This window comes from Microbacterium sp. ANT_H45B (genome assembly GCF_008369345.1).
In the GTDB taxonomy this organism is placed as follows: Bacteria; Actinomycetota; Actinomycetes; order Actinomycetales; family Microbacteriaceae; genus Microbacterium.
In genome coordinates, this window is the sequence record NZ_VOBK01000002.1 from 699148 (window position 1) to 725459 (window position 26312).

A 26312-nucleotide genomic window follows, 5' to 3' on the forward strand; every position below is an offset into this window, starting at 1 on the left:
GACGCTCAGCGGCGCAGGCCCGCCTCGATGAGCTCGGTGATCAGGTCGCCGTAGCTCAGGCCCGAGGCCACCCAGCACTTGGGGAACATCGAGATCGGAGTGAATCCCGGCATGGTGTTCAGCTCGTTGACGATGAGCTCCCCCGATGCGGTGAGGAACATGTCCACCCGCGCGAGCCCACGCCCGTCGACCGCTTCGAAGGCACGGATCGCGGTCTCCTGGATCGACGCGATCTCGGACTGCTCGAGCTCGGCGGGGCAGACCACGTCGACGCCGTCGCCACCAAGGTACTTGCCCTCGAAGTCGTAGAACCCTCGGGAGGTCAGCACGATCTCGCCGGGCAGTGACGCGCGCACGCCCTCGGCCCCTTCGAGCACGGCGACCTCGATCTCGCGACCCACCACGCCCGACTCGATCAGCACCTTGTCGTCTTCGGCGAACGCGATCGCGAGGGCGGCGTCCAGCTCCTGCGCCTGCGTCACCTTCGAGACGCCCACGCTGGAGCCGGCCCGCGCGGGCTTGACGAACAGGGGAAGACCCAGCTCGACCGCCTGCGAGCGGATGCGCTCGGCATCCTGCTGCCACTGACGGGCGCGCACGGTCAGCCCCGGGGCCACCGAGATGCCTGCCGCGCCCAGCGCGATCTTCATGAAGTGCTTGTCCATGCACAGCGCCGAATCCAGAACGCCGCCACCCGCGTAGGGCACCTCGAGGGTGTCGAAGTACCCCTGGATGGTCCCGTCCTCGCCATGCGTCCCGTGCAGGATCGGCAGCACGATGTCGATCTCGCCCAGGTCGTCGGCGGTGCCGTCGGGGCGCACGACGCGCAGAGTGCGGTCTCCCCCCGGCTCCGGCCAGCGCACCCGCGTGCCGTTGTCGGCCACCTCGGGGAGATGCGCGGCATCGAGCGGGAACTTCACCGGATCGTCGTCCTCCAGCACGAAGGCGCCCTCTCGGGTGATCCCCACCGGGATCACGGCGTAGCGGTCGCGATCAATCGCGCCCAGCACCCCTCCCGCCGTTGCGGAACTGATCGAATGCTCGCTGGAGCGCCCTCCGAAGAGCACCACCACCGTCTGCTTGTCCATGGTTGGTCCTCTCACCCTGCGGGGTGTCGTCGTCCGTCGTCAGGTGGGGTGCGATGTCACGCGGGTTCATCTTGCCGTCGAGCACCATCTTCACCTGCTCGACGATGGGCATGTCGACCTCGGATTCGCGGGCCAGCTGCAGCACCGGTGCGACGGAGGCGAGTCCCTCGGCCGTCTGCTGCATCTGCTTGACGACGTCCTGGAAGCTGTATCCCTGGCCGAGCAGGCGCCCGGCCGTGTTGTTGCGGCTCAGCGGCGACTGGCACGTGGCGATCAGATCGCCGAGCCCCGCGAGTCCCTGAAGCGTCTCGGGGTGGGCGCCGTTCGCCACCGCGAAGTCCGTCATCTCGACGAGGCCTCGCGTGATGATCGATGCCTTCGTGTTCTCGCCGTATCCGACGCCGTCGACGATGCCGATGGCCACGGCGATGAGGTTCTTCAGCACACCGCCGAACTCGGTGCCGATGACGTCGGTGTTCACGAACGTCCGGAAGTAGCTGTTGCGGGCAGCCCGCGCGACCTCCTCGGCCGTCTCCCGGCTGCGCGAGGAGATGACGGCGGCGGTGGGCTGCTCCCGTGCGATCTCCAGCGCCAGGTTGGGCCCCGAGGCCACGGCGATGCGGTCGGGGTCGCAGCGCAGCTCCTGCTCGATGACCTGGCTCATGCGCAGTCCGGTCGTGCGCTCGACGCCCTTCATCAGGCTGACGATCTTCGCGTCGTTGTCGGCCAGCAGCGGGCGCAGAGCCTTGAGGTTCTCGCGCAGCGACTGGCTCGGCACCGACAGGTACACCTGATCGACGTCCCGCAGCGCGATCGCCAGCTCGTGCGTGGCCGCCATGGTGCGGGGCAGGTTGATGCCCGGCAGGTAGCGCGAGTTGCGCTTGGCCTCGTCGATCTCGTGCGCGAGCTCGGCGCGCCGGGCCCACATCGTGACCTGGGCACCGCCGTCGGCGAGGATCTTGCCGAACGTGGTGCCCCAGCTCCCGGCACCGATGACGGCGACCCTCGGTCCCGTCGGCACACCGCGTTTAGGAGTCAAGGCGACCCGTCTCCTTCTGTCCGTGCGTCGAGGGGTTCCATCGCTCCGCCGGCGCCTTCTCGTCTCGCAGCTCCTCGAGGAGCACGGTGATCGCGTTCATCAGGCGGGTGGTCGCCTCGTTCAGCGCCGAGGCCTCGCCCGCACGCCCCTGCAGATCCGACACGTCGACCGGATCGCCGATGACCACCTCGACCCGCTTGCGCAGCGGCCACAGGCTCAGGCCCTTCTGGTAGCGGCCCATGATCTCCTGAGCGCCCCAGTGCGCCATCGGGATCAGCGGGATGCCGTCCGTCAGCGCCAGCCGCACCGCACCGGACTTGCCGCGCATCGGCCACAGGTCGGGGTCGCGCGTCAGCGTCCCCTCCGGGTAGACGATCACGCCGCGTCTGTGCTCCACGAGCTCCGCCGACTGCTTGAGCGTCTGCTTCGCCGCCGACGCGGATGACGACCTCGCCACCGGGATCATGCCGGTGGCCCGCAGTGCCGCACCCAGCACCGGGACGCGGAACAGGCTCTCCTTCGCCATGAAACGCGGAGCGCGGCCGATCCGCCACACCGCCACGGCGACGATGAGCGGATCGAACTCCGAGTAGTGATTGGGGGCGAGCACGTACGCGCCGTCCTGCGGAAGCTTCTCACCGCCCCTGATGCGGATCTTCGCGATCAGAGACACGATCGGCACGATGATCGCCGCCAGCGGCCAGAACACGCTGGGCCGCGTGGACTCCGGCGAGCGGGAACCCATCGCGGTCACCGGATGACGTCGAAGTCGGCACCCACGGCGTCGAGCTTGGTGAGGAACTTCTCGTAGCCGCGGCTGAGGATGTCGACGCCGGAGACTCTCGACTCGCCTTCGGCGGTGAGCGCGGCGATCACGTGGCTGTATCCGCCACGGAGGTCGGGGACGACGATGTCTGCGGCGTGCAGCGGCGTCGGTCCGGTGATCACGGCGGCCTGCTCCAGATCACGGCGGGGCACACGACGAGGGCCGTCCTGCAGACCGCGCGGGTGCACGACGATGTCGGCCCCCATCTTGACCAGCGCGTCGGTGAAGCCGAGTCGGTTCTCGTAGACGGTCTCGTGGACCACCGAGCGGCCGTTCGCCTGAGTGAGCGCGACCACGAGAGGCTGCTGCCAGTCGGTCATGAAGCCGGGGTGCACGTCGGTCTCGACGACGACGGGCTTGAGCTCGCCGTCACGACGGAAGAGGATGCCGTCCTCCTGGATGTCGAACCATCCCCCCGCCTTGCGGAACACGTTGAGGAAGGTGAGCATCTCCTGCTGTTTGGCGCCGCCGACGAAGATCTCGCCGTCGGTCGCCAGTGCGGCGGAGGCCCAGGACGCGGCCTCGTTGCGGTCGAAGATCGAGCGGTGGTCGTATCCGCGGAGCTTCTCGACGCCCTCGATGACGATGACGCGGTTGGGCTCGTAGGAGATGATCGCGCCCATCTTCTGCAGCACGGCGATCAGGTCCATGATCTCGGGCTCGATGGCCGCGTTGCGCAGCTCGGTGGTGCCCTCGGCGCGGACGGCCGTCAGCAGGACCTGCTCGGTCGCTCCGACGCTGGGGTACGGCAGGTGGATGTTCGCGCCGTGCAGGCGCGCGCCACCGGTCGACAGGCGGATGCCGCTCGGCAGCTTCTCGACGATCGCACCGAACTTGCGCAGTGCGTCGAGGTGGAAGTCGATGGGGCGGTCACCGATGCGGCAGCCGCCGAGGTCGGGAATGAACGCCTGTCCGAGACGGTGCAGCAGAGGACCGCAGAAGAGGATCGGGATCCGCGACGCACCCGCGTGCGCGTCGATCTCCTCGAAGTGCGCGGATTCGACGTCGCTCGGGTCGAACACCAGCGCGCCGGGCTCATCGCCGTCGGACACCCGTACACCGTGCACCTCGAGCAGCGAGCGCACCACGGCGACATCGCTGATCGCGGGAACATCCCGAAGGGTGCTCACCGTCTCGCCGAGCAGCGAGGCCACCATCGCCTTGGTCGCGAGGTTCTTCGCGCCCTTGACATCGACACGGCCGCGCAGCGGTCGTCCGCCGCGGATCGCGAGGACGTCTCCGGTCAGTGGGGGGACTCCGTCCGCAAGAGCGTCGCGCACAGGTGTGGTCATTCGGAGCCTCACTTCATTCAGGGAATTCGGGGCGGGGTCGCCCTCGGCTCCCCCTGCCCCGCCGTTCACTGAACGGGGAGGGTCCGGGGCCGCCACGACTCGCGACGGGCCTCGAACTGCGCGATCTTGTCTTCGTTGCGCAGCGTGAGCCCGATGTCATCGAGCCCTTCGAGGAGCCGCCATCTAGTGTAATCGTCGATGCCGATCTCAGCCTGGACGTCGCCGATCGACGCGGTGCGCGCCTCGAGGTCCACGGTGATGGATGCCCCGGGATCGCGGTCGATCTCGGCCCAGATGCGCTCGAGATCCTCTTCCGAGATCGTCGCCGCGAGAAGGCCCTGCTTGCCGGAGTTGCCACGGAAGATGTCGGCGAAACGGGGGCTGAGCACGACGGCGAATCCGAAGTCGCGCAGCGCCCACACCGCGTGCTCCCGGCTCGACCCGGTACCGAAGTCCGGACCGGCGACGAGCACGGACGCCCCCTCGAACTGCGGCTGGTTCAGGACGAAGTCGGGATCCTGACGCCATCCGTGGAAGAGGGCGTCCTCGAAGCCGGTCTTGGTGACCCGCTTGAGGAAGACGGCGGGGATGATCTGGTCGGTGTCGACGTTCGAGCGCTTGAGAGGAGCGGCGACGCCGGTGTGCGTGGTGAACTTCTCCATGGTCAGACCTCCGCCATCTCGTGCAGATCGCTGGGACTCGACAGTGTGCCGCGGATCGCCGTCGCCGCGGCGACCAGAGGCGAGACCAGGTGCGTGCGACCGCCCTTGCCCTGCCTGCCCTCGAAGTTGCGGTTCGAGGTCGATGCGCAGCGCTCCCCCGGCGCGAGCTGATCCGGGTTCATCCCGAGGCACATCGAGCAGCCGGCGAACCGCCACTCGGCGCCGAAGTCCGTGATCACCTTGTCCAGGCCCTCGGCTTCCGCCTCGAGACGAACGCGCGCCGAGCCGGGGACGACCATGACGCGCACGCCGTCGGCCTTCTTCCTGCCCTCGACGATGGAGGCGAAGGCGCGCAGGTCCTCGATGCGACTGTTGGTGCAGGAGCCCATGAACACGGCGTCGACGGGAACCTCCTTCAGCGGGGTGCCCGGTGCCAGGTCCATGTACTCCAGCGCGCGCTGGGCCGCGGCGCGCTCGTTCGGGTCCGCGATGTCGGCGGGATCGGGCACGGATGCCGACAGCGAGCTGCCCTGACCGGGGTTGGTGCCCCAGGTCACGAAGGGCTCCAGTTCGTCGGCATCGATGAAGACCTCCGCGTCGAAGGTCGCGCCCTCGTCCGTGGGCAGCGTGCGCCAGTAGGCGACGGCGTCGTCCCAGTCCTGCCCCTTCGGGGCGTGCGGGCGACCCTTGAGGTACTCGAAGGTCGTCTCGTCGGGCGCCACCATGCCGGCGCGGGCACCCGCCTCGATCGACATGTTGCAGATCGTCATGCGCCCTTCCATCGACAGCGCACGGATCGCGCTGCCGCGGAACTCCAGCACGTATCCCTGGCCACCGCCGGTGGTGATCTTCGCGATGACGGCGAGGATGATGTCCTTCGCGGTGACGCCGGGGCGCAGCGTGCCGTCGACGGTGATCGCCATCGTCTTGAACGGCTTCAGCGGGAGCGTCTGTGTCGCCATGACGTGCTCCACCTCGCTGGTGCCGATCCCGAAGGCCATCGCCCCGAAAGCTCCGTGGGTGGAGGTGTGCGAGTCTCCGCAGACGACGGTGATGCCCGGCATGGTGAGCCCGAGCTGCGGCCCGACGACGTGGACGATTCCCTGCTCGGCGTCGCCGAGCGAATGCAGGCGCACGCCGAACTCGGACGCGTTGCGACGGAGGGTCTCGATCTGCGTCCGGCTGGTGAGGTCAGCGATGGGCTTGTCGATGTCCCAGGTCGGGGTGTTGTGATCCTCCGTGGCGATCGTCAGATCGAGCCGCCGGAGGGGACGACCCTCGGCACGCAGGCCGTCGAAGGCCTGCGGACTCGTCACCTCGTGCACGAGGTGCAGATCGATGTAGATGAGGTCCGGCTCGCCGTCCTCGCCCTTCACGACGAGGTGGTCGTCCCAGACCTTCTCGGCGAGGGTTCTCGGGCGGACAGAGGCGGAGTCTGCTGCGGGGCTGTTCATTGCGTTTCTCCTGAAGCTGACGGTTCGGCCCACGATGGACTCCGCGACGAGGAGGGGCTCAGAACGAGTTCTCGTCGCGGCAGCTAAGAAGGAGCACGATCCGCATGACGTCAGATTACCACCGCTTCCGCACCCCGCGTCGCCGCGTGACACCCTACTGACACGAACCTTCGAGAGGCACCAGCATGACCGACGAGTCCACCGGCTTCGCCACCAGAGCCCTCCACTCGGCCAGGAATCAGACGGCCGCGACATCTCGGGCGACCCCGATCTATCTGACCGCGGGTTTCGAGTTCGAGGACTTCGACCACGCGGCCGACCACTTCGGCACCGGCAGCGGATTCGGATACACCCGTACGGGGAATCCCACCATCCGTGCGGTCGAACGTCAGCTCGCGGCCCTCGAGTCCGGCGTCGACGCGGTCCTCGTCGCGAGCGGTCAGGCCGCCGTCGTCACCGCCCTGCTGACGGTCGCCGGGGCGGGCGATCACATCATCTCGTCGACGCACATCTACGAGGGCAGCAGAGGTCTCTTCCTCGACAATCTCGCGCGACTGGGCATCGAGACGACCTTCGTCTACGACATCGGCGACCCGGACGCCTGGCGCGCAGAGATCCGCCCGAACACCCGCGCGCTCTTCGCGGAGTCGATCGCGAACGCCCGCAACGACCTTCTCGACATCGCCGCGATCAGCGCCGTCGCCGACGAGGCGGCGATCCCCCTGATCGTCGACAACACGCTGGCCACCCCGTTCCTCGTGCGTCCGCTGGAGCACGGGGCCTCGATCGTCGTGCACTCGGCGTCGAAATTCCTCGCCGGGCACGGATCGGTGCTCGGCGGCGTCATCGTCGACGACGGACGCTTCGACGCCACCGCAGCCGGGCACAACGCCCCGCACCTCGTGCTCCCCGGTCGCGGCGGATTCCCCAGCGTCGCCAGCCGGCACGGCGGCGCGGCGCGCATCGCCTACGCGAGAGAGTCCGTCGCCCCGCGTTTCGGCGCCTCACCGTCTCCGCTCAACGCCTTCCTGATCGGCCAGGGCGCCGAGACGCTCGGACTCCGGGTCGAGCGTCAGTCGCGGAATGCGCTCGACGTGGCGCGATGGCTCGCCGCCCATGACGAGGTCGAGAGCGTCGACTATCTCGGGCTGGAGGGGCACCCCCATCACGCCCTCGCGGAGAAGTACCTCGTCGGCGGCCACGGCTCGGTGTTCACCTTCACCCTGCGAGGCGGGCTCGACGCGGCGCGCTCGTTCGTCGACGGCGTCGGGGTGTTCACCCACATGACCCACATCGGCGATGTCCGATCGCTGGTGCTGCACCCCGAGACGACCAGTCATTCGCACCGCAGCCGGCAGGAGCGCGATCTGCTGGGCGTGCGACCGGGAACGCTGCGGCTGTCGATCGGCATCGAGGACGTCGCCGACCTGATCGCCGACCTCGATCGCGTGCTCCAGCCGGCGCGGGAGGTCGCGGCATGAGCCGGCTCCAGCACTTCGGCTGGTTCCTCGCCCGCGGCTTCGGACCGCAGGGCTGGGGCCTGCCCTCTCTGGACTGGGATTACGACTGGACGAGACCCGACATCTACCAGGAGGCGGCCCGCACCCTGGAGCAGGCGGGATTCGATCTGGTCATCATCGAGGACGCCCCCTCGCTCGGGTCCCCCTCGACCATCGACCTGCGGGTGCGGCACGCGTTCGGCGGACCCAAGCACGACCCGCTGCTGCTCGCGCCGTACCTGTTCCAGGCCACGCGCCACCTCGGCGTGGTCCCCACCGTGAACCCTGCGGCCTACCTGCCGTACACGGCGGCCAGGCAGTTCGCCACGCTGCAGCATCTCAGCGGCCATCGTCTGGGACTCAACGTCGTCACCGACACCGGGAGCGCGCGTCACTTCTCCGCGGACGCGCAGCTGGGGCACGATGCGGCCTACGACCGTGCCGAGGAGTGGCTGGACGGCATTCGGGCGCTGTGGGGAAGCTGGCAGGAGGGCGCCATCGTCGAGGACCGCGCCACGGAGGTGTTCGCGGACGGATCGAAGCTGCACGCCGTCCGCCACCGCGGCGAGCATTTCGCCTTCGACGGACCGCTGAACGCCGTGCCCTTCACCGACGGCGCGCCGGCGATCGTCTCGCCCGGAGGGTCGGGGCGGGGACTCGGCTTCGCCGGCGCCCACTCCGATGTGCAACTCGCGCTGGCTCCTCTGCACGAGGCCTCAGTCCGCGCCTACCGGGCCAAGATCCACGACGCGGCGATCGCGGCGGGTCGCAGACCCGACGACATCAAGATCCTGTTCGCGATCCAGCCCGTCATCACGGCCTCGGCCGAGGAGGCGGACCGGATCGTCGCGGCCTCCGCGCACCCGGACGACGAGGCGCTGCGGCAGATCGCCCGCAAGCAGTCGAGCGATCTCGAGACCGACCTCACCGCCCTGGATCTCGACCGGCCCCTCGACCCCTCGTTCTTCGGCGAGCACGTCTCACGGGGCAGCATCCAGCGCCTGCTCGGCGACCGCGGCGACGAGGCGCCGCTGCGCGCTCACCTCACTGCTCTCGCCCGCACAGGGCGTCTCTCCGACCGCTCCGGTTTCGTCGGAACCGCCGAGGAGTTCGCCGACCTGGTCGAGGAGCTCGGCGAGTGGGGCAACGACGGCGTTCTGCTGTGGGGCGACTTCCACCCCGTCACCCTGCACCGCACCCTGGACGAGCTGGTGCCGGTGCTGCGCCGACGGGGCCTGCTCCGTCGCGACCACGTCGACGGCGGGCTGCAGGCGAACCTGCAGGCCTTCTGACCGATCTGGCGACCGGCTACCAGCCCATCGAGCCCGGCCCGCCCTTGAACGGACCGACGACGGAGGACGTCACCCAGCCGCCGTAGAACCCGCCCGGCTGCGGGACCACGAGCTCACCGCCCACCGTGCACTCGTCCATCGGCCCCGCGTAGACCGCGACACGATCGCTCAGCGCCTCGAATCCAGGGGTGGGATCCGGGTAGTTCCAGGCGGCGCCCGCGGCCACAAGACCTCCGCCGCGCACGTCGAGGTAGCGCGCGGCCCCCTTGAACTCGCAGAACGACGAACCGGGAGCATCGGCGAGCGCTCCGTCGATGAAATCGGCTATCGGCAGGTAGTACACCGGGGGATGACTCGTCTCGAGCACCCGCATCGCAGCCCGGGTGTCGGCGACGAGCACGCCGCCGAGGCGGATGGTGACACGCTCGTCCACCTTCTCGATCCTCGGAGGTCGCGGATAGTCCCAGACGGATTCCTGGCCGGGAGACGGGACGATGGGACTCGGTCTGCGCATCTTTTCACTGTACGTCTCGCAGTGTTGACTGGGGTCATGGCCGCACTACCGATGTTTCCCCTTGGCTCGGTGCTCTTCCCGTACACCCCGCTTCCGCTCCGCGTGTTCGAGCCGCGCTATCTCACGATGATCGGGCACCTTCTCGACGAGGAGGATCCTCAGTTCGGTGTCGTGCTCATCGAGCGGGGCCAGGAGGTCGGCGGCGGCGACCTGCGCAGCGGCATCGGCACGATGGCGAGGCTCACGAGCGTCTCGGCCGATGCGGACGTGCTGCATATCGTCGCTGTCGGCACCACGCGCTTCTCGATCGACGAGTGGGTCGATGACGCGCCCCATCCCCGCGCGGCCGTGACGCCGCTGCCCGAGCTGACCTGGGACGACGCCCTCACTCCCCTGCGCACCCTGGCCGAGTCGACCGTGCGGCGGGTGCTCGCACGCGCCGACTCGCCCTGGAGTGCCGACACCGACCTCGCCGACGACCCTCTCGCCTCGTCATGGCAGCTCGCCGAGATCGCCCCGTTGGGCGCCTACGACCGTTACACCCTGTTGCGATCTACCTCGCTCGGCGCACTGCTCCGCCAGGTCATCGACCTCACGCTCGAGGCTGAGTCTCTGTGGACAACCGGGTGAGGTGCCGCTGACGCATGGCGAGGAACAGCGGGAACATGAAGGCGAATGCCGTCACCCCTGACGCGACCACGTACAGCCAGCCGTGTCGCATGCCGATCCGTCGTGCCTCGACGATGATGAAGATGCTTCCGGCGATCGCCGCGACCAGGAGGTCGATGGTGATCGACGACACGGCAGGGCCGCTGCCGACGAGGTCACCGATGAAGTCCACCATCTGCGTGATGGCCAGGACGTTGAACGCCCAGGTGCCGACGAGTCCCGCCACCGCCAGGACGAGGTAGACGACGGCCATCGGTGTCCAGTGACGCATCACGATGCCCTCACTCCACCGGCTGGTCGAGCCGCTTCGCCGCCCGCTTCTCGCGAGAGGACGCGATCAGGCTCGCGACCGTCGCGACGGTCATCGCCACGACGATGACCCCGAGCGAGACCATGTTGTCGATGTCGGGCACCCACTCCACATGCTGGCCGCCGTTGATGAAGGGCAGCTCGTTCTCGTGCAGGGCGTGCAGGATCAGCTTGATGCCGATGAATCCGAGGATCACGGCGATGCCGTAGTGCAGGTAGCGAAGGCGGTCGAGCAGATCGCCGAGCAGGAAGTAGAGCTGGCGCAGCCCCATGAGGGCGAAGATGTTGGCTGCGAAGACGAGGAAGCCGTTCGTGGTGATCTCGAAGATCGCCGGGATCGAGTCGATCGCGAAGATGAGGTCTGTCACGCCGATCGTGATGAAGACGATCACCATCGGGGTCCACATGCGCGTGCCGTCGACCGTGGTGCGCAGCTTCGATCCGTCGTACGTCTCGCTGATGTCGATGCGGCGGCGCAGCAGGCGGACGATGAAGTTCTCCCGCTGCACCTCGCCGTCGTGGTCGCCCTCCGGCATGGCCTGCTTGATCGCGGTGTAGATGAGGAACGCACCGAAGATGTAGAAGATCGGCGAGAAGTGCTCGACGATCGTCACGCCGACGAGGATGAACGCGCCGCGGAGGACCAGCGCGATGATGATGCCGACCATCAGCACCTGCTGCTGCAGGCGCCGCGGCACGGCGAACTGCGCCATGATCAGCACGAACACGAAGAGATTGTCGATCGAGAGGCTGTATTCCAGAGCCCAGCCGGTGATGAAGTCGCCCGCATTGCGCCAGCCGCCGACGTTCCCCAGAAGCACCGCGAAGAGCAGCGCGAGTCCGACGTAGAACACCACCCACAGGGTCGACTCCTTCGTCGAGGGGATGTGCGGGCGGAGGCGGATCAGGAGCAGGTCGCCGAGCAGGATGATCGACAGGACGATCATCGAGGTGATCTCGAACCAGAGAGGGATTTCCACGGGCGTGCTTGACCTTTCGGAGGGTCGGGAGTTGATCGAAAGTCTCTCCCACGCACGAAGTGCGTCGCATTACCGGAGCAGCGATGTCGATGCTCGTGATGACGGCGGATGCGCTGACGGGATACTCCCTCTCGCGTCGCCAATGCTAGCCGAGCGCGGAGCGTTCGGTCGCACGCTCTCACAAGATGACGCACCACCGGCAGCCGCGAGGAACATCTCGTCGACCATCTGAGACGATGAGGCATCCGCCGACACTTCCCCGGTGAGAGACACCGAACGGAAACAGGATGCCCGTGCAGACGAGTGATCAGAGATGGGCGGCTCAGGCCGCGGCCGGCGACGAGAGCGCCTTCCGCGAGCTGTACCGCCTGCACGTACGCCCGGTCTACTGGATCGCCCACGGCATCCTCGGCTCCCCCGCCGACGCCGAGGACGTCACCCAGGAGACCTTCGTGACCGCCTGGCGCAAGTTGCCGGACCTCGAGCTGCGGGGAGAGTCGATCCTCCCGTGGCTGGCCACGATCTGCCGGTTCCAGGCCGCGAACCGTCTGCGCCAGCGACTGCGGGATCGGGCGCACACGACAGAGGCCGTCGATGACACCCTCCCCTCCACGATCAGCGTCGAGGAGCAGGTGATCACCGCGGCGATGGCGGCGAGGATCGCGGCCGAGGTCGGAACGATGAGCGACCTCGACCGCGAGATCTTCCGGCTCTGCGCAGCGGAGGGCTACGCGTACCAGGCTGCCGCGGAGGAGCTGGGCGTGAGTCACGCGATCGTCCGGAACCGTCTCTCCCGAGTCCGCACCCGACTGCGCGGTGCCGTGAAGGAAGCGAGCGACGCATGAACGACCACACACCCCACGACGACCTTCCCGAGCTGTCGGATGCCGCGGCTTCGCGCATCGAGGCCGCCGTGTTCGACGAGATCGCCGCCCGGCGTCCCCGGCCGACCCCGGCCGCGGCCCGAGCACGGGCCCGCCGACGCCGATGGCTGACGGGCACCGGGGTGGCCGCCGCCTTCGTGGTGGGCGTCCTCGTCACCCCGCCGATCCTCGGCATCGTCGGCGGCAGCGCGTCCAGCACCGCCGACGGGGGCGGGATGCCCCACGGCGTCGCCGTCGACACCTCCCGCTCCGGCAGCGTCGACCAGAGCGCCTCCGATGCGGCCCCGGAGTCGACAGGGGTGGCGCCCGCTGCCGACGATGCGGTGGACCGCGAGATCATCGCGACGGCCAACGCCACCCTCGAGGTGAAGGACATCGCGGATGCCGGGGCGGCGATCGCCGCCCTCGCGGAGAAGCACGGCGGCTACGTCGAGAGCACCGAGATCGGCAAGAGCGAGGCGACCGACGACACCTCCGCGCCCGCTCCCGTGGATCCGGGCTACGGGTGGGTCAGCATCAGGGTGCCCTCCGCAGACCTCACCACCGTGGTCGACGAGCTCGCGGAGACCGGCGACGTGCTCACGTCGTCGATCTCGAAGCAGGACGTCACCTCCGAGGCGATCGACCTCCGCGCGAGGGTCGACGCGACGTCCGCGTCGGTGCAGCGGCTGACCGAGCTCATGGCGCAGACCGGGACGGTCGCGGAGCTCATCGAGGCCGAGGTCGCGCTCACGGACCGACAGGCGCAGCTCGAGTCCTACCAGCAGCAGCTCACCGCCCTCGAAGATCAGGTCTCCATGTCGACGCTGCAGGTGCAGCTCACCCGCACGGCTCCCGCCACGACCGCCGATCCCGCCGGGTTCGCCGACGGCCTGTTCGCCGGCTGGAACGGCCTCGTGGTGTCGCTGAACGCCCTGGTCATCGCACTCGGCTTCGTCCTCCCCTGGCTCGCACTGGGTGCCGTCGTCCTCCTCGCGATCTGGGTGATCCGACGAGCACGTCGCGCTCGCCGCACGGTCGCGGTGCCTGCCGCCGAGGAGTTCTCGGAGTGAGGCTCCCCGGACCGGGAGCCGTGCACCGCTAGAGTCGTCGGCATGAGCAGCGCCGCCGCAGTCTCGACGCCTCGCACGGCCCCGCAGGGCCGCGACCTCACGCTCGATCTGGCGCGGGTCACGTGCGTGCTGCTGGTCGTGTTCGTGCACATCCTCTTCACCGGGGTGGGGCGCGCGCCCGGCGGATCGCTGCTCATCGAGCGGACGGTCGAGGCGCAGCCGTGGTTCACGGCCGCCTCATGGGTGGCGAACATCATGCCGCTGTTCTTCGTCGTCGGCGGGTACGCGGCACGCGCCGGCTGGCGGTCGGCGGTCGCCCGCGGCGAGTCCGCAGACGTGTTCGTGCGCGTGCGCCTGCTGCGGCTCGCACGCCCCGCGCTCGCACTCTTCGTCTTCCTCACCGCAGCGCTCGGCGCCGCCCGACTGATCGGGCTCGACCCCGCCCTCGTCGACGTGGTCGCCATCGGCATCGGATCGCCGCTCTGGTTCCTGGCGGCGTACATGATCGTCCAGGCCCTGGCCCCGACGATGATGGGCCTGCACGAACGCCACGGCATGCACGTGCTGATCGTCCTTCTCGCGGGCGCCGTGGTCATCGACACGCTCCGCTTCACGGTCGTGGGCGGGATGCTCGCGATCCAGCCGATCGCGGGCACCGGCTACGGCCTCGGTCAGGAACTGTTCGGCATCCCCAACATCGTGTTCGTGTGGCTGTTCGCCCAGCAGCTCGGGTTCTTCCTGTTCGACGGGTGGTTCGCCGCGAGGCGGGGCTGGCAGCTGATGCTGCTCATCGCCGCCGGATACGCCGCGCTCTGGGGCCTGGTGTCGCTCGGCGGCTACTCCTGGAACATGCTCGGCAACCAGTGGCCGCCGACCACGGCGATGGTGATGCTCGCCGTCGTCCAGGCATCCGCTCTGACGCTTCTGCGTCGTCCTCTCACTGCGCTCATGCGGACCAGGGCGGCCCAGGGCGCGGTGTTCCTCATCGGCTCCCGCCTCATGACGATCTACCTGTGGCACCTGCCGGTGATCATGATCCTCATCGGCATCCACCTCCTGTTGCCGCTCCCCCTTCCCGCGCCGGGGAGTCCGGCCTGGTGGTGGACGCGACCGCTGTTCCTGCTCGTCGTCCTCGGAGCCGTGTGGGCGCTCTCGCTGTGGCTGGTGCGGTTCGAGAAGACCCCGCCGGCCGGAGTCGCCCGTCACCCGAGCGCCGGTGCGACCGTCGCCGCCGTGCTGCTCTTCGTCACTCCGGTCGTCGGGATCACCGCGTACGGACTCGACTTCCCGCTCGCGGCGGCGGCGCTGATCGGGACAGCGGCTGCGCTGCGACTGATGTCGACGACCCGCTCAGCCGTGCGCTGACCTACAGAACCGGGTCGGGCCCCGCCCGGAGAACGGAGGGAGACACCCGGAGACGACGAAAGCCCTCGGCGAACCGAGGGCTTTCGTGTGTTGTGTGACCCCAGCGGGATTCGAACCCGCGTTACCGCCGTGAGAGGGCAGCGTACTAGGCCGCTATACGATGGGGCCGTCTGGCGGAACGTTTCCGTGCCGCGACAACTGTTCAAGTATGCCATGACGATTCTCGCGCCGCCAAATCGAGCCGAACTCCATCCGAATCCCGGGCGTGGCGCACGCGCAAGGGGTTTGCCAGCGCCGTCGCGAAGGAGTTGACTCGTCTCATGCGCGTCACCAAATTCGAACATGCCGCTCTCCGCATCCAGCAGGGCGACGACATCCTCCTCATCGATCCGGGCTCGTTCACCGCTCCGCTGAACGACCTCGGCGGGCTGGTCGCCCTCGTCATCACGCACGAGCATCCCGATCATTGGACCCCCGAACACCTCGACCGCATCCTCCGAGCAGCCCCCGGCACGCCGATCTATGCGCCCGCCGGCGTCGCGGCCGCCGCCGGCGGCTACGAGATCTCCGTGGTCGCTCCCGGAGACACGGTGGAGGTCGGTGCGTTCACCCTGCGGTTCTTCGGCGGCACCCACGAGGTGATCCACTCCTCGCTCCCCACGGTCGACAACGTGGGCGTGCTGGTCAACGACACGTTCTACTACCCCGGCGACTCCTACGCGGTACCCGAGGGGGTCGAGGTCGGCACGCTCGCCGCCCCGCTCGGCGCACCCTGGCTGAAGGTCGGCGAGGCGATGGACTACGTGCTCGCGGTCGCGCCCCGTCGTGCATTCGGGACGCACGACATGACGCTGTCGGTCGCGGGAAAGACCATGCACCGCCAGCGCCTGCAGTGGGCCACTGAACAGGGCGGCGGAGAGTTCTCGGTCCTCGAACCGGGCGAGTCGCTCGACATCTGAGCATGGCGGACTCCCCCGCCGCAGAGTATCCGGTCGACGAGGTCGCCGTGCGGGCGCTGCTCCGCACGGCGGCGCCGCGCCTGTCCGAACTCCCCCTCCGGCTCTTCGCCGAGGGCTGGGACAACGCGATGTGGCGGCTCGGCTCCGAGCTGCTCGTGCGCCTGCCGAGACGTGCCCTCGCGGTGCCTCTCATCGCCAACGAGCACCGTGCACTGGCAGAGATCGGGCCGGTGTTGGCGGCGCTCGGCATCCGCACTCCGATCCCGGTGCTCGCCGGCGAGCCGACCGAGGCGTTCCCCCGACCGTGGTCGATCATCCCCTGGATCGATGGCACGACCGCGCTGCGGTCATCACGAACCGTGAATTCCCGCTGGGCACCGCGGCTCGCCGCATCACTTCTCGCCCTCCACGCACCGGCACCCGCCGATGCCCCGCGCAATCCCGTGCGCGGTCGCGTCTTGAGCACACGGGAGAGCGCGATGCGCCCTCGGCTCGACGCGCTCCCGACCCGCTCGGCGCTGCGACAGGCGTGGGCCGATGGCCTCGGGGCGCCGCCGAGCGTCGAGCAGGTCTGGGTGCACGGCGATCTGCACCCCGGCAACCTCCTGGTTCGCGACGGGTCGCTCGCAGCGCTCATCGACTTCGGCGACGTCACATCGGGAGACCCCGCCTACGACCTCGCGTCGGCATGGATGCTCTTCGACGCGCCAGGCCGCGCCGAGTTCCGAGCCTCGACCGGCTCTCGCTACGACGACGCGACCTGGGTGCGCGCGCGAGCCTGGGCCGCGTACATCGCCCTCGTCCTCCTGACGCAGAGCGACGATCGACCGGACCATCTCGCCGTGGGTCAGAGCACCGTCGCAGAGCTCGAGGCGGACTGAGCCTGCGCCGCTCGCACACGGATGTCCCGGGCGAGATGATCACGCTGCTCGATGACGATCCGGCGAAGGGCGGCCGGGGCGTCGTGGTGCTCGTCGAGCCACGCGTCGACGCGCTGCAGCGTCGGCATCGCGGGGAAGAGCCCCGCGACCAGGCGTCGCGCCAGCTCGATGCTCCGCGAACGCCACGCGTGCAGGATGCGGTCGAAGTACTCCTCGTCGAAGCCCTCGACGAGATCTCGGCGGCCACCGGCACGGAACCCGGCGATCTCGGCATCGAGGTGATCGTTGCTGAGGCCCTCGTCCGTCCAGGCGGCGTGCCAGGCGGCGGCTCGCACCGTCGCATCTGGTCGCGCGGCGAGGGCCCGACGCGCGGCGGTGCGGCCGCTTCCGGTGTCGTCACGCTGCAGCTCGTGCTCAATCTCGCTCGATCCCGCGTGCCCCGTCGTCGCGAGCGCCGTCAGCAGCTGCCACCGCAGGTCCGGGTCGACGACGAGCCCCTCGGGCACCTGGCCGTCGAGCATCGCGCGGAGATCATCGACACGCACGTCATCGAACGCCGATGCGGCCGCCACCGCACGCGCCCAGGAGAGCTGCGCGTCGCTGCCCGCATCCGCCGCGTGCAGCGCGCTCCAAGCGGCCTCCACCCACTGCCTCTGCTCGTGCTGCCTGTCCTCGTCCGTGACGTAGTGTCTGACGGCGAACAGCGCATTCGCGAGCACACCGCCCAGGAGGCCGATGTTCGTCTCCCCGGGCGCGTGCGCTCGCACGATCGAGGTGTAGCGGGTCGCCGCCAGCTCGCCGTCCCGTGTCGCGTTCCACAGCGACGACCAGATGACCGCGCGCGCGAGCGGATCCTCGACATCGGACAGCAGGTCGTGGACGGTCACCAGTGACGCCTCGTCGAGGCGCACCTTGGCGTAGGTCAGGTCGTCGTCGTTGAGCAGCACGAGATCGGCGTCAGGGAATTCGACCCGAGTGCGCTCGTCGTGGATGTCCAGCGCGATCTGCTCGCGGCGGACGACCCGGCCGTCCACGTGCTCGTAGAACCCCACGCGCAGGCGGTGCGGTCGCGCATCGCTCTGCACGAGCACCGTCGCCTCGTCGGCATCCCGCTCGATCCACAGTGTCGACACGCCGGTCGTCTGCAACCAGGCTCGCGACCACTCCGACATGTCGCGACCGGATACCGCGCTGAGTTCGACGAGGAAGTCCTCGAGCGTCGTGTTGCCGAACGCGTTGGCGGCGAAGTAGCGACGCGCTCCCTCGAAGAACGCCTCATCGCCGACGAACGCGACGAGCTGCTTGAGCACGGCCGCACCCTTCGCGTACGTGATGCCGTCGAAGTTGAGTTTCGCCGCCTCGAGATCGGTGATGTCCGCGACGATCGGATGCGTGGTGGGGAGCTGGTCCTGCTGATAGGCCCACGCCTTGCGGTTCGCGGCGAACTTCACCCATGCGTCGTGGAAGCGGGTCGCGACGGCCGAGGCGTGCGATCCCATGTAGTCGGCGAAGGACTCCTTCAGCCAGAGATCGTCCCACCACTTCATCGTCACGAGGTCGCCGAACCACATGTGTGCCATCTCGTGCAGGATCGTGTTCGCCCGCGCCGCGCGCTGGGCCTGGGTCGCGGCCCCTCGCGAGAGATACGCCTCGGTGAAGGTCACGAGACCCGGATTCTCCATGGCTCCGAGGTTGTACTCGGGAACGAAGATCTGGTCGTACTTGCCCCACGGGTACGGGGAGGCGAACGACTCGTCGAAGAAGTCGAGCCCCTGGCGGGTGACCTCGAGGATCTCATCGGATTCGAGGTACGGCGACAGGGACCGACGGACGAACAGCCCGAGCGGGATGTGCTGCTCGCCGCGCCGCCACTCGCCGTCGACGCGGAGATAGGGGCCGGCCGCGACCGCGGTGATGTAGCTGGAGATGGGGAGCGTCGGGGCGAACTCGACGCGCTGCACGCCGACGCCGACGTCCACGACCGCGGCGGTCTGATTCGACAGCACCTCCCAGCCCGACGGCGCGTCGACCACGAACGTGTAGGGCGCCTTGATGTCGGGCTGCTCGAAGCAGGCCATCACCCGCCGGGAGTCGGCGGGTTCGTACTGCGTGTACAGATACGTCCGGTCGTCGACCGGGTCGTGGAAGCGGTGCAGCCCCTCACCGGAGCGGCTGTACGCGCCGACGGCCTCGACCCGGACGGTGTTGACGCTCGCGAGGCCGCGCAGCGCGATGCGGGCGCCGTCGTAGACGATCTCCTGCTCTGCGCCGTTGACGACGAGGCGCGTCACGCTCTCGCCGATGAAATCGAGCCACGTCGTCTCGACCGTCGAGGCGAACTCCAGCGTCGTCGCCGTCGGGAATCCGCTGCGGGCCCGCTCGGGCGCTCCGGTCAGATCGAGTTCGACGCGGATGCTGCGGACCGAGACCGCAGCGGATCGCGCGGCAGTCTCCTCTCGCGTGAGGTTGGCTGTGTCCATACCCCCATCCTTTCATCTGGCTCCCCAGACGATTCCCCCCGTCACGGATGCGACCAGCACCACGACGAGCACCGCGTACCCGGCGAACGTCAGATACCCCAGCACCAGGCCCGCGATCGCCATGCCGCCGCCGCCCTCATGTCGCGCGCGGATCTGCGCCAGAGCGATGTGACCGAGGATGATCGGGATGATGGCGAAACCGCAGATCCCCAGCACGAGGGTCGCGATGGCGAGACCGTTCGTGCGCGACGGCGGTGCGGGCGAGAGCGGGTGCGGCGGGTACGGAGTGGTCATGCCGTCAGCGTAGGAAGCGGATCGCGGCAGGTGGTCGCCAGGGTGTCGCAAGGCTGTCGCAGTCCTGCGACGCTCTGCGTTGCATTGCGCAACATGAAGGTTTACAGTTGCACTATGCAACAAGAGCACGACGCGGATGCGCGAGGAGCGGACAGTGCGGCGGTGCTGCGATCCCTCCTCGCCATCACCCGCCGAGGACTGGTGGACGCCCGATCCGGCGAGACCCGACTCTCGATCACCGATCAGTCGATCGTGATGGCGATCGCCGACACCCCGGGGATCCGGTCCATCGACATCGCGCAGATGTTCCGGCTCAACCGCTCGACGGTGTCGCGGCAGCTCTCCTCCCTCATCACGCTCGGGCTCGTCCGCGAGGCGCCGGGAACCGCGGGGCGCGGTCGCCCCCTCGAACTCACACCAGACGGCGAAGACGCCTTCCGACGGACGCTCGACACGCTGCAGGACGTGATCGACACCCATCTCGCTCGATGGTCGGATGCCGAGGTCTCGCGCTTCGCGCACGACCTCCAGCGCTTCGACCGCGGCGACGTCACATCGTGACCACGGCCCACAAGGCCCCCACAGAAGGAAGAGAAATGAAGAACATCACCGTTCTCGGCACCGGCGTCCTCGGATCGCAGATCGCGTTCCAGACCGCCTTCCACGGCTTCGACGTCGTGGCGTACGACATCGATCAGGCCGCGCTCGACCGCGCGGCCGAGCGGTTCGACGCACTCGCCGCACGATACGTCGCAGACGGTGTGGAGAATGCCGCAGGCGGCCGAGCGGCGGCGGCCATCGCCCGCATCCGCCTCACCTCCGACCTGACGGATGCCGCTGCCACCGCCGACCTCGTCATCGAGGCGGTCCCCGAGAACCTGGAGCTGAAGCAGAACATCTATCGCACGCTCGCGGACGCTGCGCCGGAGACGACCATCTTCGCGACCAACTCCTCGACTCTGCTCCCCAGCGCACTCGCCGCGTCGACGGGGCGCCCCGATCGGTTCCTCGCCCTGCACTTCGCCAACGAGATCTGGTCGCACAACACCGCCGAGGTGATGGGAACTCCCGAGACCGACCCGTCGGTCTACGACGCGGTCGTCGCGTTCGCGGCGGAGATCGGCATGGTCCCGATCCCGATCAAGAAGGAGAAGGCGGGCTATCTCCTGAACTCCATGCTCGTGCCGTTCCTCGAAGCCGGGGCCGGACTCCTCGTCGATGGCATCGCCGACCCCGAGGCGATCGACGCGACCTGGCGGATCGGCACCGGAGCGCCGGCCGGCCCGTTCGAGATCTACGACATCGTCGGTCTCACCACGGCCTACAACATCTCCCGGATGGGCGGCGAGAAGCAGCAGCGCTTCGCGCAGCTGCTCAAGGAGCAGTACATCGACAAGGGCAAGCTCGGCGTCTCGACGGGCGAAGGCTTCTACACGTACCCGCGCGCGAACTGACCGGAGCGACCGGACGCCGCAGACGGCGTCACCGCGCGAGCAGCTTGCGGATGGCGGTCTCGGGCGACACGGAGAGGTCGAGCAGCCGCCCTCGGGCGTACAGCCGGAACACCTTCGGGTCGATGTAGCTCCCCCTGGCGACCGCGATGGTGTTGCCGAGCGCCGAGGCCGTGGCCTGCACGGCCAGGCGCTCGGCTCGGCGCCGCTCGTTCTTGGTCTCGAGGCGTCCGATACGGGCGAGGGCGTCCGCGGCGAGGATCGTGCCGTGGAGGGTACGGAAGTCCTTCGCCGTGAACGCGGACCCGGCGACCGTGCGCAGGTAGGCGTTGATCTCCCCCGATGTCAGTCGGACTCGACGCCGCCCTTTGCGATACGCCAGAAGCGTCTCCCGGGGCGAGCCCACGGCGAACTCCGACAGGGCCTCTGCGAGCGGACCGTCGGTGATCTCGATCGAGGCGAGCTGCCTGCTCTTGGCCGGGAACTCGAGCGAGACCGTGCTCCCCTCGATGCGCACGTCACGGCGCCGCAGCGTGCTGAGCCCCCGGCTGCCGTGCTTGACGAGGTATCGCTCCGAGCCGATGCGCAGCGCACCGTCGTCGAGCAGGCGGAAAGCCACGGCGAGGGCGCGCTCCTTCGACAGGCCGGGCTCGCCGATGGCACGCGTGACCTTCGCCCGCGCCGCGGGCAGCGCCGCGGCGAGCTTGAGCGCGCGGGCGAACTTGCGCTGATCGCGACCGGTGCGCCACAGCGGGTGGTAGAGGTACTGACGTCGGCCCGCATCGTCGGTGCCGACGGCCTGGATGTGCGCGAGCGGATCGGCCGCGATCCACACGTCGTGCCACCGCGGCGGGATGACGAGATCCTCGATGCGCTCGCGGTCGGCCTCGACGACCGACTGACCCGCGGCGTCGAGATAGCGGAACCCCGACCCCGATCGCACGCGACGGATGCCGGGGGTCTGCCCGGGCACGACTCGGGTGAGTGCCATGGTCTGCTCCTGCCTGCACCGCCGCTGCGGCGCCGTCCTGCGGAATACCGTTATTACGATGCCCGCCCCCGGCGCACCTCGGGAAGGGTGTGGCGCCGACCGCATCCGACCTGCTAGGCGCGATCGCCGGATTGTCGACCGCGGCGCAGGTCTGCCATCCTCTGACTATGACGATGTCGCTCGAGGACTTCCACGCTGCCCTGGTCAGACCCGATCTGAGGGCGACGCTCGGACTTCTGCTCACCGACCTCGAGGCGCAGCAGGTCGCCGGCGACCCCGCATCCACGCAGAGCTGGCACGCGTACTGGCTGTCGATCCAGCCGTCCCCGGCCGCCGCTCCCCCGCCGCCTCCCGCGTACGCCGTGTCCGCGCCGTACGCCCCGCCCGGATCCGAGAGCGCCCCTGACGCGGATTCGCAGCCGACGATCCCGATCCACGACACCGTCCCCGCAGCGCCGGCGGATCAGATGTTCGCGGCACCCGCCGGTCAGGCCTATGCGGCGACGCAGCCATACCCCGGGTACGGGGCGGCTCCCGGATACCCGGGTCATCTGCCCGGTCCCGACGGTCAGCCCGTGAAGAAGAAGCGGGTGGGCCTGTGGGTCACCCTCTCGGTCCTCGGCGCCCTGTTCCTCATCGCGGCGATCGTGGTGGTCTTCGCGTTCACGACGGCACGGCATTGGACCAAGACCGACGTGCCGGAGCAGCCCGAGACCTTCCACAGCGAGGAGTTCGAGACCGGTCGCTACGACGTGGCGATGGATTCGACGAACCCCTGCACCGTCAATCAGGACTGGACCGACTGCACGGACCTCATGGCCGCCACCTACACCGCCTCCTGTGTCGGCGTGGAGCTCACGGAAGCCGCGACCGCCCTCTGCACCGAGTACAGCGGCGCGATCGACGAGATGAGGGCGCAGGACGGCGACGGCTACTACGTGGCCACCCTGGGCACCTACGGCACACTCAGCCGCACGCCCGAGATCGACACGAGGCAGGTGTCCAACGACGACTACCGGCCCGCCGAGACGCACGAGGCCGTCTGCTACCTCGGCTTCCTCGGAGAGTGCGAATAGAAGCCGGGCGCAGAAACGACGAAACCCCCGCCTGAGCGGGGGTTTTCGTCTTGCTGGGGTACCTGGACTCGAACCAAGAACAACGGAACCAGAAACCGCCGTGTTGCCAATTACACCATACCCCAAGGGCGAAACCGGAGCCTCGCACCGAGAGTCAAGCCTACCCGAGCCACGGCTCTAATGCCAAAACGCACCGACCGGGCCGGGCGCGTCGCCCTCCGATCCGTCTCCCGCGCTGTCAGTCCGTCGCGAAGACGGCGAGAGGGCGGGCGCCCGTCGGCACCCGCCCTCTCGGCCATCCGCTCTGCGACTCAGCGGGCGAGGAACGCGGACAGCGCCCGCAGGCGCCGCAGCGACTCGTCCTTGCCCAGCAGCTCCATCGACTCGAACAACGGCGGCGAGACCCGACGACCCGTGATCGCGACGCGCGGGGGTCCGTAGGCGATGCGCGGCTTGAGCTCGAGCTTCTCGACCAGAGCCTCGGCGAGAGCCTCCTGGATCCTGTCCGGGGTGAACTCGTCGACCGGCTCGAGTGCCGTGGCGCACGCCTCGAGCACCTCGGCGGCGTTCGCCGGCAGGCCCTTCAGCGCATCCGCGTCGTACGACACTTCGTCGGTGAACAGGAACCCGACCATACCGGGCACCTCACCCAGCAGCTGCACACGCTCCTGCACCAGCGGCGCGACGCGGAATGCCAGCACCAGCTGCTCGTGCGTCGGCTCGTCGAAGAGCCCGGCGGCGGCGAGGTACGGGATGGTCCGCTCGGCGAAGTCCTTGCCGTCGAGCGCCCTGATGTGGTCGCCGTTGATCGACTCGGCCTTCTTCTGGTCGAAGCGGGCCGGGTTCGGATTGACGTCGACGATGTCGAAGGCGGTGGTGAACTCCTCGAGCGAGAAGATGTCCCGGTCATGGCTGATCGACCAGCCGAGGAGTGCGAGGTAGTTCAGCAGCCCCTCGTGGATGAACCCGCGATCGCGGTGCAGGAACAGGTCGGCCTGCGGGTCGCGCTTGGAGAGCTTCTTGTTGCCCGTCTCCCCCAGCACCAGCGGCATGTGCGCGAAGCGCGGGACGAACGTCGTGACGCCCGCCTCGATCAGCGCGGCGTACAGCGCGAGCTGGCGCGCGGTCGACGGCATCAGGTCCTCGCCGCGCAGCACGTGCGTGATGCCCATCAGCGCATCGTCGACCGGGTTGACGAAGGTGTAGAGCGGGATGCCGTTCGGGCGCACCACCACGAAGTCGGGGAACGATCCCGCGGGGAAGGTCACCTCGCCGCGGATCAGGTCGACGTACGTGAGGTCATCGTCAGGCGCCTGCAGTCGGAGGGCGGGCTGGCGACCCTCCGCACGGAACGCGGCCTTCTGCTCCTCGGTCAGGGTGCGATCGAAGTTGTCGTAGCCGAGCTGCTTCGCGCGACCGTTGGCCTCGTTGCGGGCGTCGATCTCCTCGGCGGTCGAGTAGCTCTCGTAGAGGGCACCGGTCGCGAGCAGCTTGTCGATGACGCCGCGGTAGATCTCGTGACGCTCCGACTGCCGGTACGGCGCGTGCGGGCCACCGACCTCGACACCCTCGTCCCAGTCGATCTTGAGCCAGGTCAGGGCGTCGACGAGCTGGCGGAAGCTCTCCTCGCTGTCGCGCGCGGCGTCGGTGTCTTCGATGCGGAACACCATCTTCCCGCCCGTGTGGCGCGCGTACGCCCAGTTGAACAGGGCCGTGCGGACCATGCCGACATGCGGCAGTCCGGTCGGCGAGGGGCAGAAGCGGACGCGGACGTCGGCGCCACTGGCGGTCGTGGTGAGGGGGTGCGGGGTAGCCATATCCCTCCGATTCTAGTTGCCGCGAGTCGTCGAGACCTGCCCGTCCCCCGGGGTTCGCGAGTGCCCGCCTCCCGTCACGGCGAGTCACAGATGCTCACCCGGCGTCACACCCCCTCACCCGGGGTAACAGCGCTCGGCACAGCGGCATCGTGCTCCTATCGTTGCCGCATCGACCAACCGGAAGGGGACAGACGTGACGATCACGGATGCAGTGACCACAGGGCTCGGCGACCGCTGGCGCGAGAGCGCACGGCCGCAGACCACCGACGAATGGCTCGGCCGCGCTCAGGAGGTGGCCGACATCCTCGCGGTGGATGCCGTCGAGAGGGACCGCGCGAACAGGACGCCCCACGCCGAGGTGCAGCTGCTCAAGGACTCCGGCCTGGTCACGCTGCTCGGCCCTCGAGCGCACGGCGGTGCCGGCGAGACGTGGGAGACGGCCTATCGGGTGATCAGAACGGTCGCTCGCGGGGACGGGTCGATCGGGCAGGTCCTGGGGTACCACTACCTCTGGGCATGGGCCGCGCGGCTCGTGGGGACGGAGGAGCAGATCGCGGCCGTCGAAGAGCTGTACACCTCGAACGCCTTCGTCTTCGGCGGGGCGGTCAATCCGCGCGATTCCGACCTCGTGATCCGAGAGGACGGAGACGACCTCGTCTTCTCGGGGCGCAAGTCGTTCTCCACAGGTGGCCAGATCTCGGATCTCACGGTGCTCGAAGGCGTCCTCGAGGGCACCGACACGCACATCTTCGCCATCGTCCCCACCGCTCAGGACGGCATCGTCTTCGCAGACGACTGGGACAGCCTGGGCCAGCGCCTGACCGAGTCCGGCTCGGTGCAGATCCGCGATGTCCGCGTGCCGTGGGCTGAGGCGGCCGGCTTCGTCGACAGGCAGTTCCGGCCGCTGACCTACAACACCCTCAACGTGCCGACGATCCAGCTCGTGTTCGCGAACTTCTACCTCGGCATCGCGCAGGGAGCGCTCGAGACGGCCTCCGCATACACGCGCACCCGCACGCGCCCCTGGCCGTACGGAGGAGACGACAAGCAGCACGCGACCGACGAGTGGTACCTGCTCGAAGGCTATGGCGAACTGGCGTCGACGCTCTGGGCCGACGAGGCACTGCTGGACGCCGTCGGCGGCGAGATCAGCGCCGTGCTGCACGCCCCACGGGAGGAGCTGACCGCTCGCCGACGCGGTGAGATCGCCGTGCGTGTCGCGGCGGGAAAGCTGCGGGTCGTCGACGACGGGCTGACGGTCGCCACGAAGGTCTACGAGCTCACGGGTGCTCGGGCGTCGGCGAGTTCGGTCGGCCTCGACATCTTTTGGCGCAACCTGCGTACGCACAGCCTGCACGATCCGATCGCGTACAAGAAGCGCGAGGTCGGCACGTTCGTGCTGAAGAACGAGGTACCCGAGCCGACCTGGTACACGTGA

General features: G+C 68.9%; 25 protein-coding genes and 2 tRNA genes. 12 read left to right on the forward strand and 15 right to left on the reverse strand.

Annotated elements, in window-relative coordinates; translation table 11 throughout:
- Positions 1-5 precede the first annotated feature (5 nt).
- The 6 genes from FQ142_RS09860 to leuC all read right to left on the reverse strand — a co-directional run bounded on the left by FQ142_RS09860 (position 6) and on the right by leuC (position 6361).
- Positions 6-1088, reverse strand: a complete 1083-nt coding sequence (locus tag FQ142_RS09860) for a D-alanine--D-alanine ligase family protein (protein ID WP_149423143.1) — start codon at positions 1086-1088, stop codon at positions 6-8.
- The gene (locus tag FQ142_RS09865) at positions 994-2127 is read right to left on the reverse strand and encodes an NAD(P)H-dependent glycerol-3-phosphate dehydrogenase (protein WP_056417070.1); all 1134 of its coding nucleotides are present in this window, start codon (positions 2125-2127) and stop codon (positions 994-996) included. Before FQ142_RS09865 ends, FQ142_RS09860 begins: the two co-directional genes overlap by 95 nt.
- The gene (locus FQ142_RS09870) at positions 2117-2872 is read right to left on the reverse strand and encodes a lysophospholipid acyltransferase family protein (RefSeq protein ID WP_056419465.1); all 756 of its coding nucleotides are present in this window, start codon (positions 2870-2872) and stop codon (positions 2117-2119) included. The genes FQ142_RS09865 and FQ142_RS09870 overlap by 11 nt, the downstream gene beginning before the upstream one ends.
- A gap of 5 nt (positions 2873-2877) precedes the next feature.
- Complete coding sequence (murA, locus tag FQ142_RS09875; protein ID WP_045255255.1) at positions 2878-4245, reverse strand: UDP-N-acetylglucosamine 1-carboxyvinyltransferase; 1368 nt, start codon at positions 4243-4245, stop codon at positions 2878-2880.
- A 65-nt stretch (positions 4246-4310) separates the two neighbouring features.
- Entirely contained in the window at positions 4311-4907 is a 597-nt protein-coding gene (gene leuD, locus FQ142_RS09880; protein ID WP_149423144.1) for a 3-isopropylmalate dehydratase small subunit, read from the reverse strand.
- A 2-nt stretch (positions 4908-4909) separates the two neighbouring features.
- Positions 4910-6361, reverse strand: a complete 1452-nt coding sequence (leuC, locus tag FQ142_RS09885; protein WP_056417064.1) for a 3-isopropylmalate dehydratase large subunit — start codon at positions 6359-6361, stop codon at positions 4910-4912.
- Between the two features lie 185 nt (positions 6362-6546).
- Between leuC and FQ142_RS09890 the strand changes: the two genes are divergently transcribed.
- Together FQ142_RS09890 and FQ142_RS09895 are read left to right on the forward strand one after the other, a co-directional pair.
- Positions 6547-7842: an O-acetylhomoserine aminocarboxypropyltransferase/cysteine synthase family protein gene (locus tag FQ142_RS09890; protein WP_149423145.1), complete on the forward strand. Its 1296-nt coding sequence runs from the start codon at positions 6547-6549 to the stop codon at positions 7840-7842.
- Entirely contained in the window at positions 7839-9152 is a 1314-nt protein-coding gene (locus FQ142_RS09895; protein ID WP_149423146.1) for an LLM class flavin-dependent oxidoreductase, read from the forward strand. The genes FQ142_RS09890 and FQ142_RS09895 overlap by 4 nt, the downstream gene beginning before the upstream one ends.
- A 16-nt stretch (positions 9153-9168) precedes the next feature.
- Here the strand turns inward: FQ142_RS09895 and FQ142_RS09900 are convergent, their stop codons facing one another.
- Positions 9169-9666, reverse strand: a complete 498-nt coding sequence (locus tag FQ142_RS09900; protein ID WP_149423147.1) for a DUF427 domain-containing protein — start codon at positions 9664-9666, stop codon at positions 9169-9171.
- 36 nt (positions 9667-9702) lie between these two features.
- Here FQ142_RS09900 and FQ142_RS09905 point away from each other — a divergent pair, with 36 nt between their 5' ends.
- Positions 9703-10296: an LON peptidase substrate-binding domain-containing protein gene (locus tag FQ142_RS09905; protein ID WP_149423148.1), complete on the forward strand. Its 594-nt coding sequence runs from the start codon at positions 9703-9705 to the stop codon at positions 10294-10296.
- On the opposite strand, the gene FQ142_RS09910 is transcribed toward FQ142_RS09905, so the two are convergent.
- Positions 10259-10609, reverse strand: coding sequence for a DUF2834 domain-containing protein (locus FQ142_RS09910; protein WP_149423149.1), 351 nt, complete (start codon positions 10607-10609; stop codon positions 10259-10261). The genes FQ142_RS09905 and FQ142_RS09910 overlap by 38 nt on opposite strands.
- 7 nt (positions 10610-10616) lie before the next feature.
- Positions 10617-11624, reverse strand: coding sequence for a TerC/Alx family metal homeostasis membrane protein (locus FQ142_RS09915; protein ID WP_149423150.1), 1008 nt, complete (start codon positions 11622-11624; stop codon positions 10617-10619).
- Between the two features lie 287 nt (positions 11625-11911).
- Between FQ142_RS09915 and FQ142_RS09920 the strand changes: the two genes are divergently transcribed.
- Genes FQ142_RS09920 through FQ142_RS09930 form a run of 3 tightly spaced genes read left to right on the forward strand, consistent with a single transcriptional unit; the run spans position 11912 to position 14925 of the window.
- Positions 11912-12469, forward strand: coding sequence for an RNA polymerase sigma factor (locus tag FQ142_RS09920; RefSeq protein ID WP_149423151.1), 558 nt, complete (start codon positions 11912-11914; stop codon positions 12467-12469).
- Positions 12466-13560 carry a DUF4349 domain-containing protein gene (locus FQ142_RS09925; RefSeq protein ID WP_149423152.1) on the forward strand — a complete coding sequence of 365 codons (1095 nt, stop codon included), beginning with the start codon at positions 12466-12468 and terminating at the stop codon, positions 13558-13560. Before FQ142_RS09920 ends, FQ142_RS09925 begins: the two co-directional genes overlap by 4 nt.
- A 42-nt stretch (positions 13561-13602) precedes the next feature.
- Positions 13603-14925, forward strand: a complete 1323-nt coding sequence (locus FQ142_RS09930; protein WP_149423153.1) for an acyltransferase family protein — start codon at positions 13603-13605, stop codon at positions 14923-14925.
- Positions 14926-15020: 95 nt separating this feature from the next.
- On the opposite strand, the gene FQ142_RS09935 is transcribed toward FQ142_RS09930, so the two are convergent.
- Positions 15021-15093, reverse strand: a tRNA-Glu gene (locus FQ142_RS09935).
- A gap of 152 nt (positions 15094-15245) precedes the next feature.
- Between FQ142_RS09935 and FQ142_RS09940 the strand changes: the two genes are divergently transcribed.
- Both FQ142_RS09940 and FQ142_RS09945 read left to right on the forward strand, forming a co-directional pair.
- Positions 15246-15884, forward strand: a complete 639-nt coding sequence (locus tag FQ142_RS09940) for an MBL fold metallo-hydrolase (RefSeq protein ID WP_056417033.1) — start codon at positions 15246-15248, stop codon at positions 15882-15884.
- A gap of 2 nt (positions 15885-15886) precedes the next feature.
- Complete coding sequence (locus FQ142_RS09945) at positions 15887-16765, forward strand: aminoglycoside phosphotransferase family protein (RefSeq protein WP_149423154.1); 879 nt, start codon at positions 15887-15889, stop codon at positions 16763-16765.
- Here FQ142_RS09945 and pepN read toward each other — a convergent pair.
- Both pepN and FQ142_RS09955 read right to left on the reverse strand, forming a co-directional pair.
- Positions 16732-19245, reverse strand: a complete 2514-nt coding sequence (gene pepN, locus FQ142_RS09950) for an aminopeptidase N (RefSeq protein WP_149423155.1) — start codon at positions 19243-19245, stop codon at positions 16732-16734. The genes FQ142_RS09945 and pepN overlap by 34 nt on opposite strands.
- Positions 19246-19257: 12 nt before the next feature.
- The gene (locus FQ142_RS09955) at positions 19258-19539 is read right to left on the reverse strand and encodes a DUF4190 domain-containing protein (protein WP_056417023.1); all 282 of its coding nucleotides are present in this window, start codon (positions 19537-19539) and stop codon (positions 19258-19260) included.
- 114 nt (positions 19540-19653) lie between these two features.
- Here FQ142_RS09955 and FQ142_RS09960 point away from each other — a divergent pair, with 114 nt between their 5' ends.
- Together FQ142_RS09960 and FQ142_RS09965 are read left to right on the forward strand one after the other, a co-directional pair.
- Positions 19654-20100, forward strand: coding sequence for a MarR family winged helix-turn-helix transcriptional regulator (locus FQ142_RS09960; RefSeq protein WP_149423156.1), 447 nt, complete (start codon positions 19654-19656; stop codon positions 20098-20100).
- A 35-nt stretch (positions 20101-20135) separates the two neighbouring features.
- Positions 20136-20993: a 3-hydroxyacyl-CoA dehydrogenase gene (locus FQ142_RS09965; RefSeq protein ID WP_149423157.1), complete on the forward strand. Its 858-nt coding sequence runs from the start codon at positions 20136-20138 to the stop codon at positions 20991-20993.
- 28 nt (positions 20994-21021) lie between these two features.
- Here the strand turns inward: FQ142_RS09965 and FQ142_RS09970 are convergent, their stop codons facing one another.
- Positions 21022-21981, reverse strand: a complete 960-nt coding sequence (locus tag FQ142_RS09970; protein WP_149423158.1) for a DNA topoisomerase IB — start codon at positions 21979-21981, stop codon at positions 21022-21024.
- Between the two features lie 167 nt (positions 21982-22148).
- On the opposite strand from FQ142_RS09970, the gene FQ142_RS09975 reads away from it, so the two are divergent.
- Positions 22149-23057, forward strand: a complete 909-nt coding sequence (locus FQ142_RS09975; protein WP_149423159.1) for a hypothetical protein — start codon at positions 22149-22151, stop codon at positions 23055-23057.
- Positions 23058-23110: 53 nt separating this feature from the next.
- Here FQ142_RS09975 and FQ142_RS09980 read toward each other — a convergent pair.
- Both FQ142_RS09980 and gltX read right to left on the reverse strand, forming a co-directional pair.
- Positions 23111-23182, reverse strand: a tRNA-Gln gene (locus tag FQ142_RS09980).
- 186 nt (positions 23183-23368) lie between these two features.
- Entirely contained in the window at positions 23369-24874 is a 1506-nt protein-coding gene (gltX, locus tag FQ142_RS09985; protein WP_149423160.1) for a glutamate--tRNA ligase, read from the reverse strand.
- A 193-nt stretch (positions 24875-25067) separates the two neighbouring features.
- On the opposite strand from gltX, the gene FQ142_RS09990 reads away from it, so the two are divergent.
- A complete protein-coding gene (locus FQ142_RS09990) occupies positions 25068-26312 on the forward strand; it encodes an acyl-CoA dehydrogenase family protein (protein WP_253385977.1) in 1245 nt (414 codons plus the stop codon).

Excerpts from the sequence above, each read along its gene's own strand:
- FQ142_RS09925 (WP_149423152.1), top strand. The coding sequence starts at position 12,466 with ATGAACGACCACACACCCCACGACGACCTTCCCGAGCTGTCGGATGCC.
- FQ142_RS09955 (WP_056417023.1), bottom strand. The coding sequence starts at position 19,539 with ATGACCACTCCGTACCCGCCGCACCCGCTCTCGCCCGCACCGCCGTCG.
- FQ142_RS09930 (WP_149423153.1), top strand. The coding sequence starts at position 13,603 with ATGAGCAGCGCCGCCGCAGTCTCGACGCCTCGCACGGCCCCGCAGGGC.
- FQ142_RS09960 (WP_149423156.1), top strand. The coding sequence starts at position 19,654 with ATGCAACAAGAGCACGACGCGGATGCGCGAGGAGCGGACAGTGCGGCG.
- FQ142_RS09920 (WP_149423151.1), top strand. The coding sequence starts at position 11,912 with ATGCCCGTGCAGACGAGTGATCAGAGATGGGCGGCTCAGGCCGCGGCC.
- FQ142_RS09970 (WP_149423158.1), bottom strand. The coding sequence starts at position 21,981 with ATGGCACTCACCCGAGTCGTGCCCGGGCAGACCCCCGGCATCCGTCGC.
- FQ142_RS09870 (WP_056419465.1), bottom strand. The coding sequence starts at position 2,872 with ATGGGTTCCCGCTCGCCGGAGTCCACGCGGCCCAGCGTGTTCTGGCCG.
- leuD (WP_149423144.1), bottom strand. The coding sequence starts at position 4,907 with ATGGAGAAGTTCACCACGCACACCGGCGTCGCCGCTCCTCTCAAGCGC.
- FQ142_RS09890 (WP_149423145.1), top strand. The coding sequence starts at position 6,547 with ATGACCGACGAGTCCACCGGCTTCGCCACCAGAGCCCTCCACTCGGCC.
- FQ142_RS09975 (WP_149423159.1), top strand. The coding sequence starts at position 22,149 with ATGACGATGTCGCTCGAGGACTTCCACGCTGCCCTGGTCAGACCCGAT.
- FQ142_RS09940 (WP_056417033.1), top strand. The coding sequence starts at position 15,246 with ATGCGCGTCACCAAATTCGAACATGCCGCTCTCCGCATCCAGCAGGGC.
- pepN (WP_149423155.1), bottom strand. The coding sequence starts at position 19,245 with ATGGACACAGCCAACCTCACGCGAGAGGAGACTGCCGCGCGATCCGCT.
- FQ142_RS09905 (WP_149423148.1), top strand. The coding sequence starts at position 9,703 with ATGGCCGCACTACCGATGTTTCCCCTTGGCTCGGTGCTCTTCCCGTAC.
- leuC (WP_056417064.1), bottom strand. The coding sequence starts at position 6,361 with ATGAACAGCCCCGCAGCAGACTCCGCCTCTGTCCGCCCGAGAACCCTC.
- FQ142_RS09895 (WP_149423146.1), top strand. The coding sequence starts at position 7,839 with ATGAGCCGGCTCCAGCACTTCGGCTGGTTCCTCGCCCGCGGCTTCGGA.
- FQ142_RS09965 (WP_149423157.1), top strand. The coding sequence starts at position 20,136 with ATGAAGAACATCACCGTTCTCGGCACCGGCGTCCTCGGATCGCAGATC.
- FQ142_RS09860 (WP_149423143.1), bottom strand. The coding sequence starts at position 1,088 with ATGGACAAGCAGACGGTGGTGGTGCTCTTCGGAGGGCGCTCCAGCGAG.
- FQ142_RS09945 (WP_149423154.1), top strand. The coding sequence starts at position 15,887 with ATGGCGGACTCCCCCGCCGCAGAGTATCCGGTCGACGAGGTCGCCGTG.
- FQ142_RS09900 (WP_149423147.1), bottom strand. The coding sequence starts at position 9,666 with ATGCGCAGACCGAGTCCCATCGTCCCGTCTCCCGGCCAGGAATCCGTC.
- murA (WP_045255255.1), bottom strand. The coding sequence starts at position 4,245 with ATGACCACACCTGTGCGCGACGCTCTTGCGGACGGAGTCCCCCCACTG.
- gltX (WP_149423160.1), bottom strand. The coding sequence starts at position 24,874 with ATGGCTACCCCGCACCCCCTCACCACGACCGCCAGTGGCGCCGACGTC.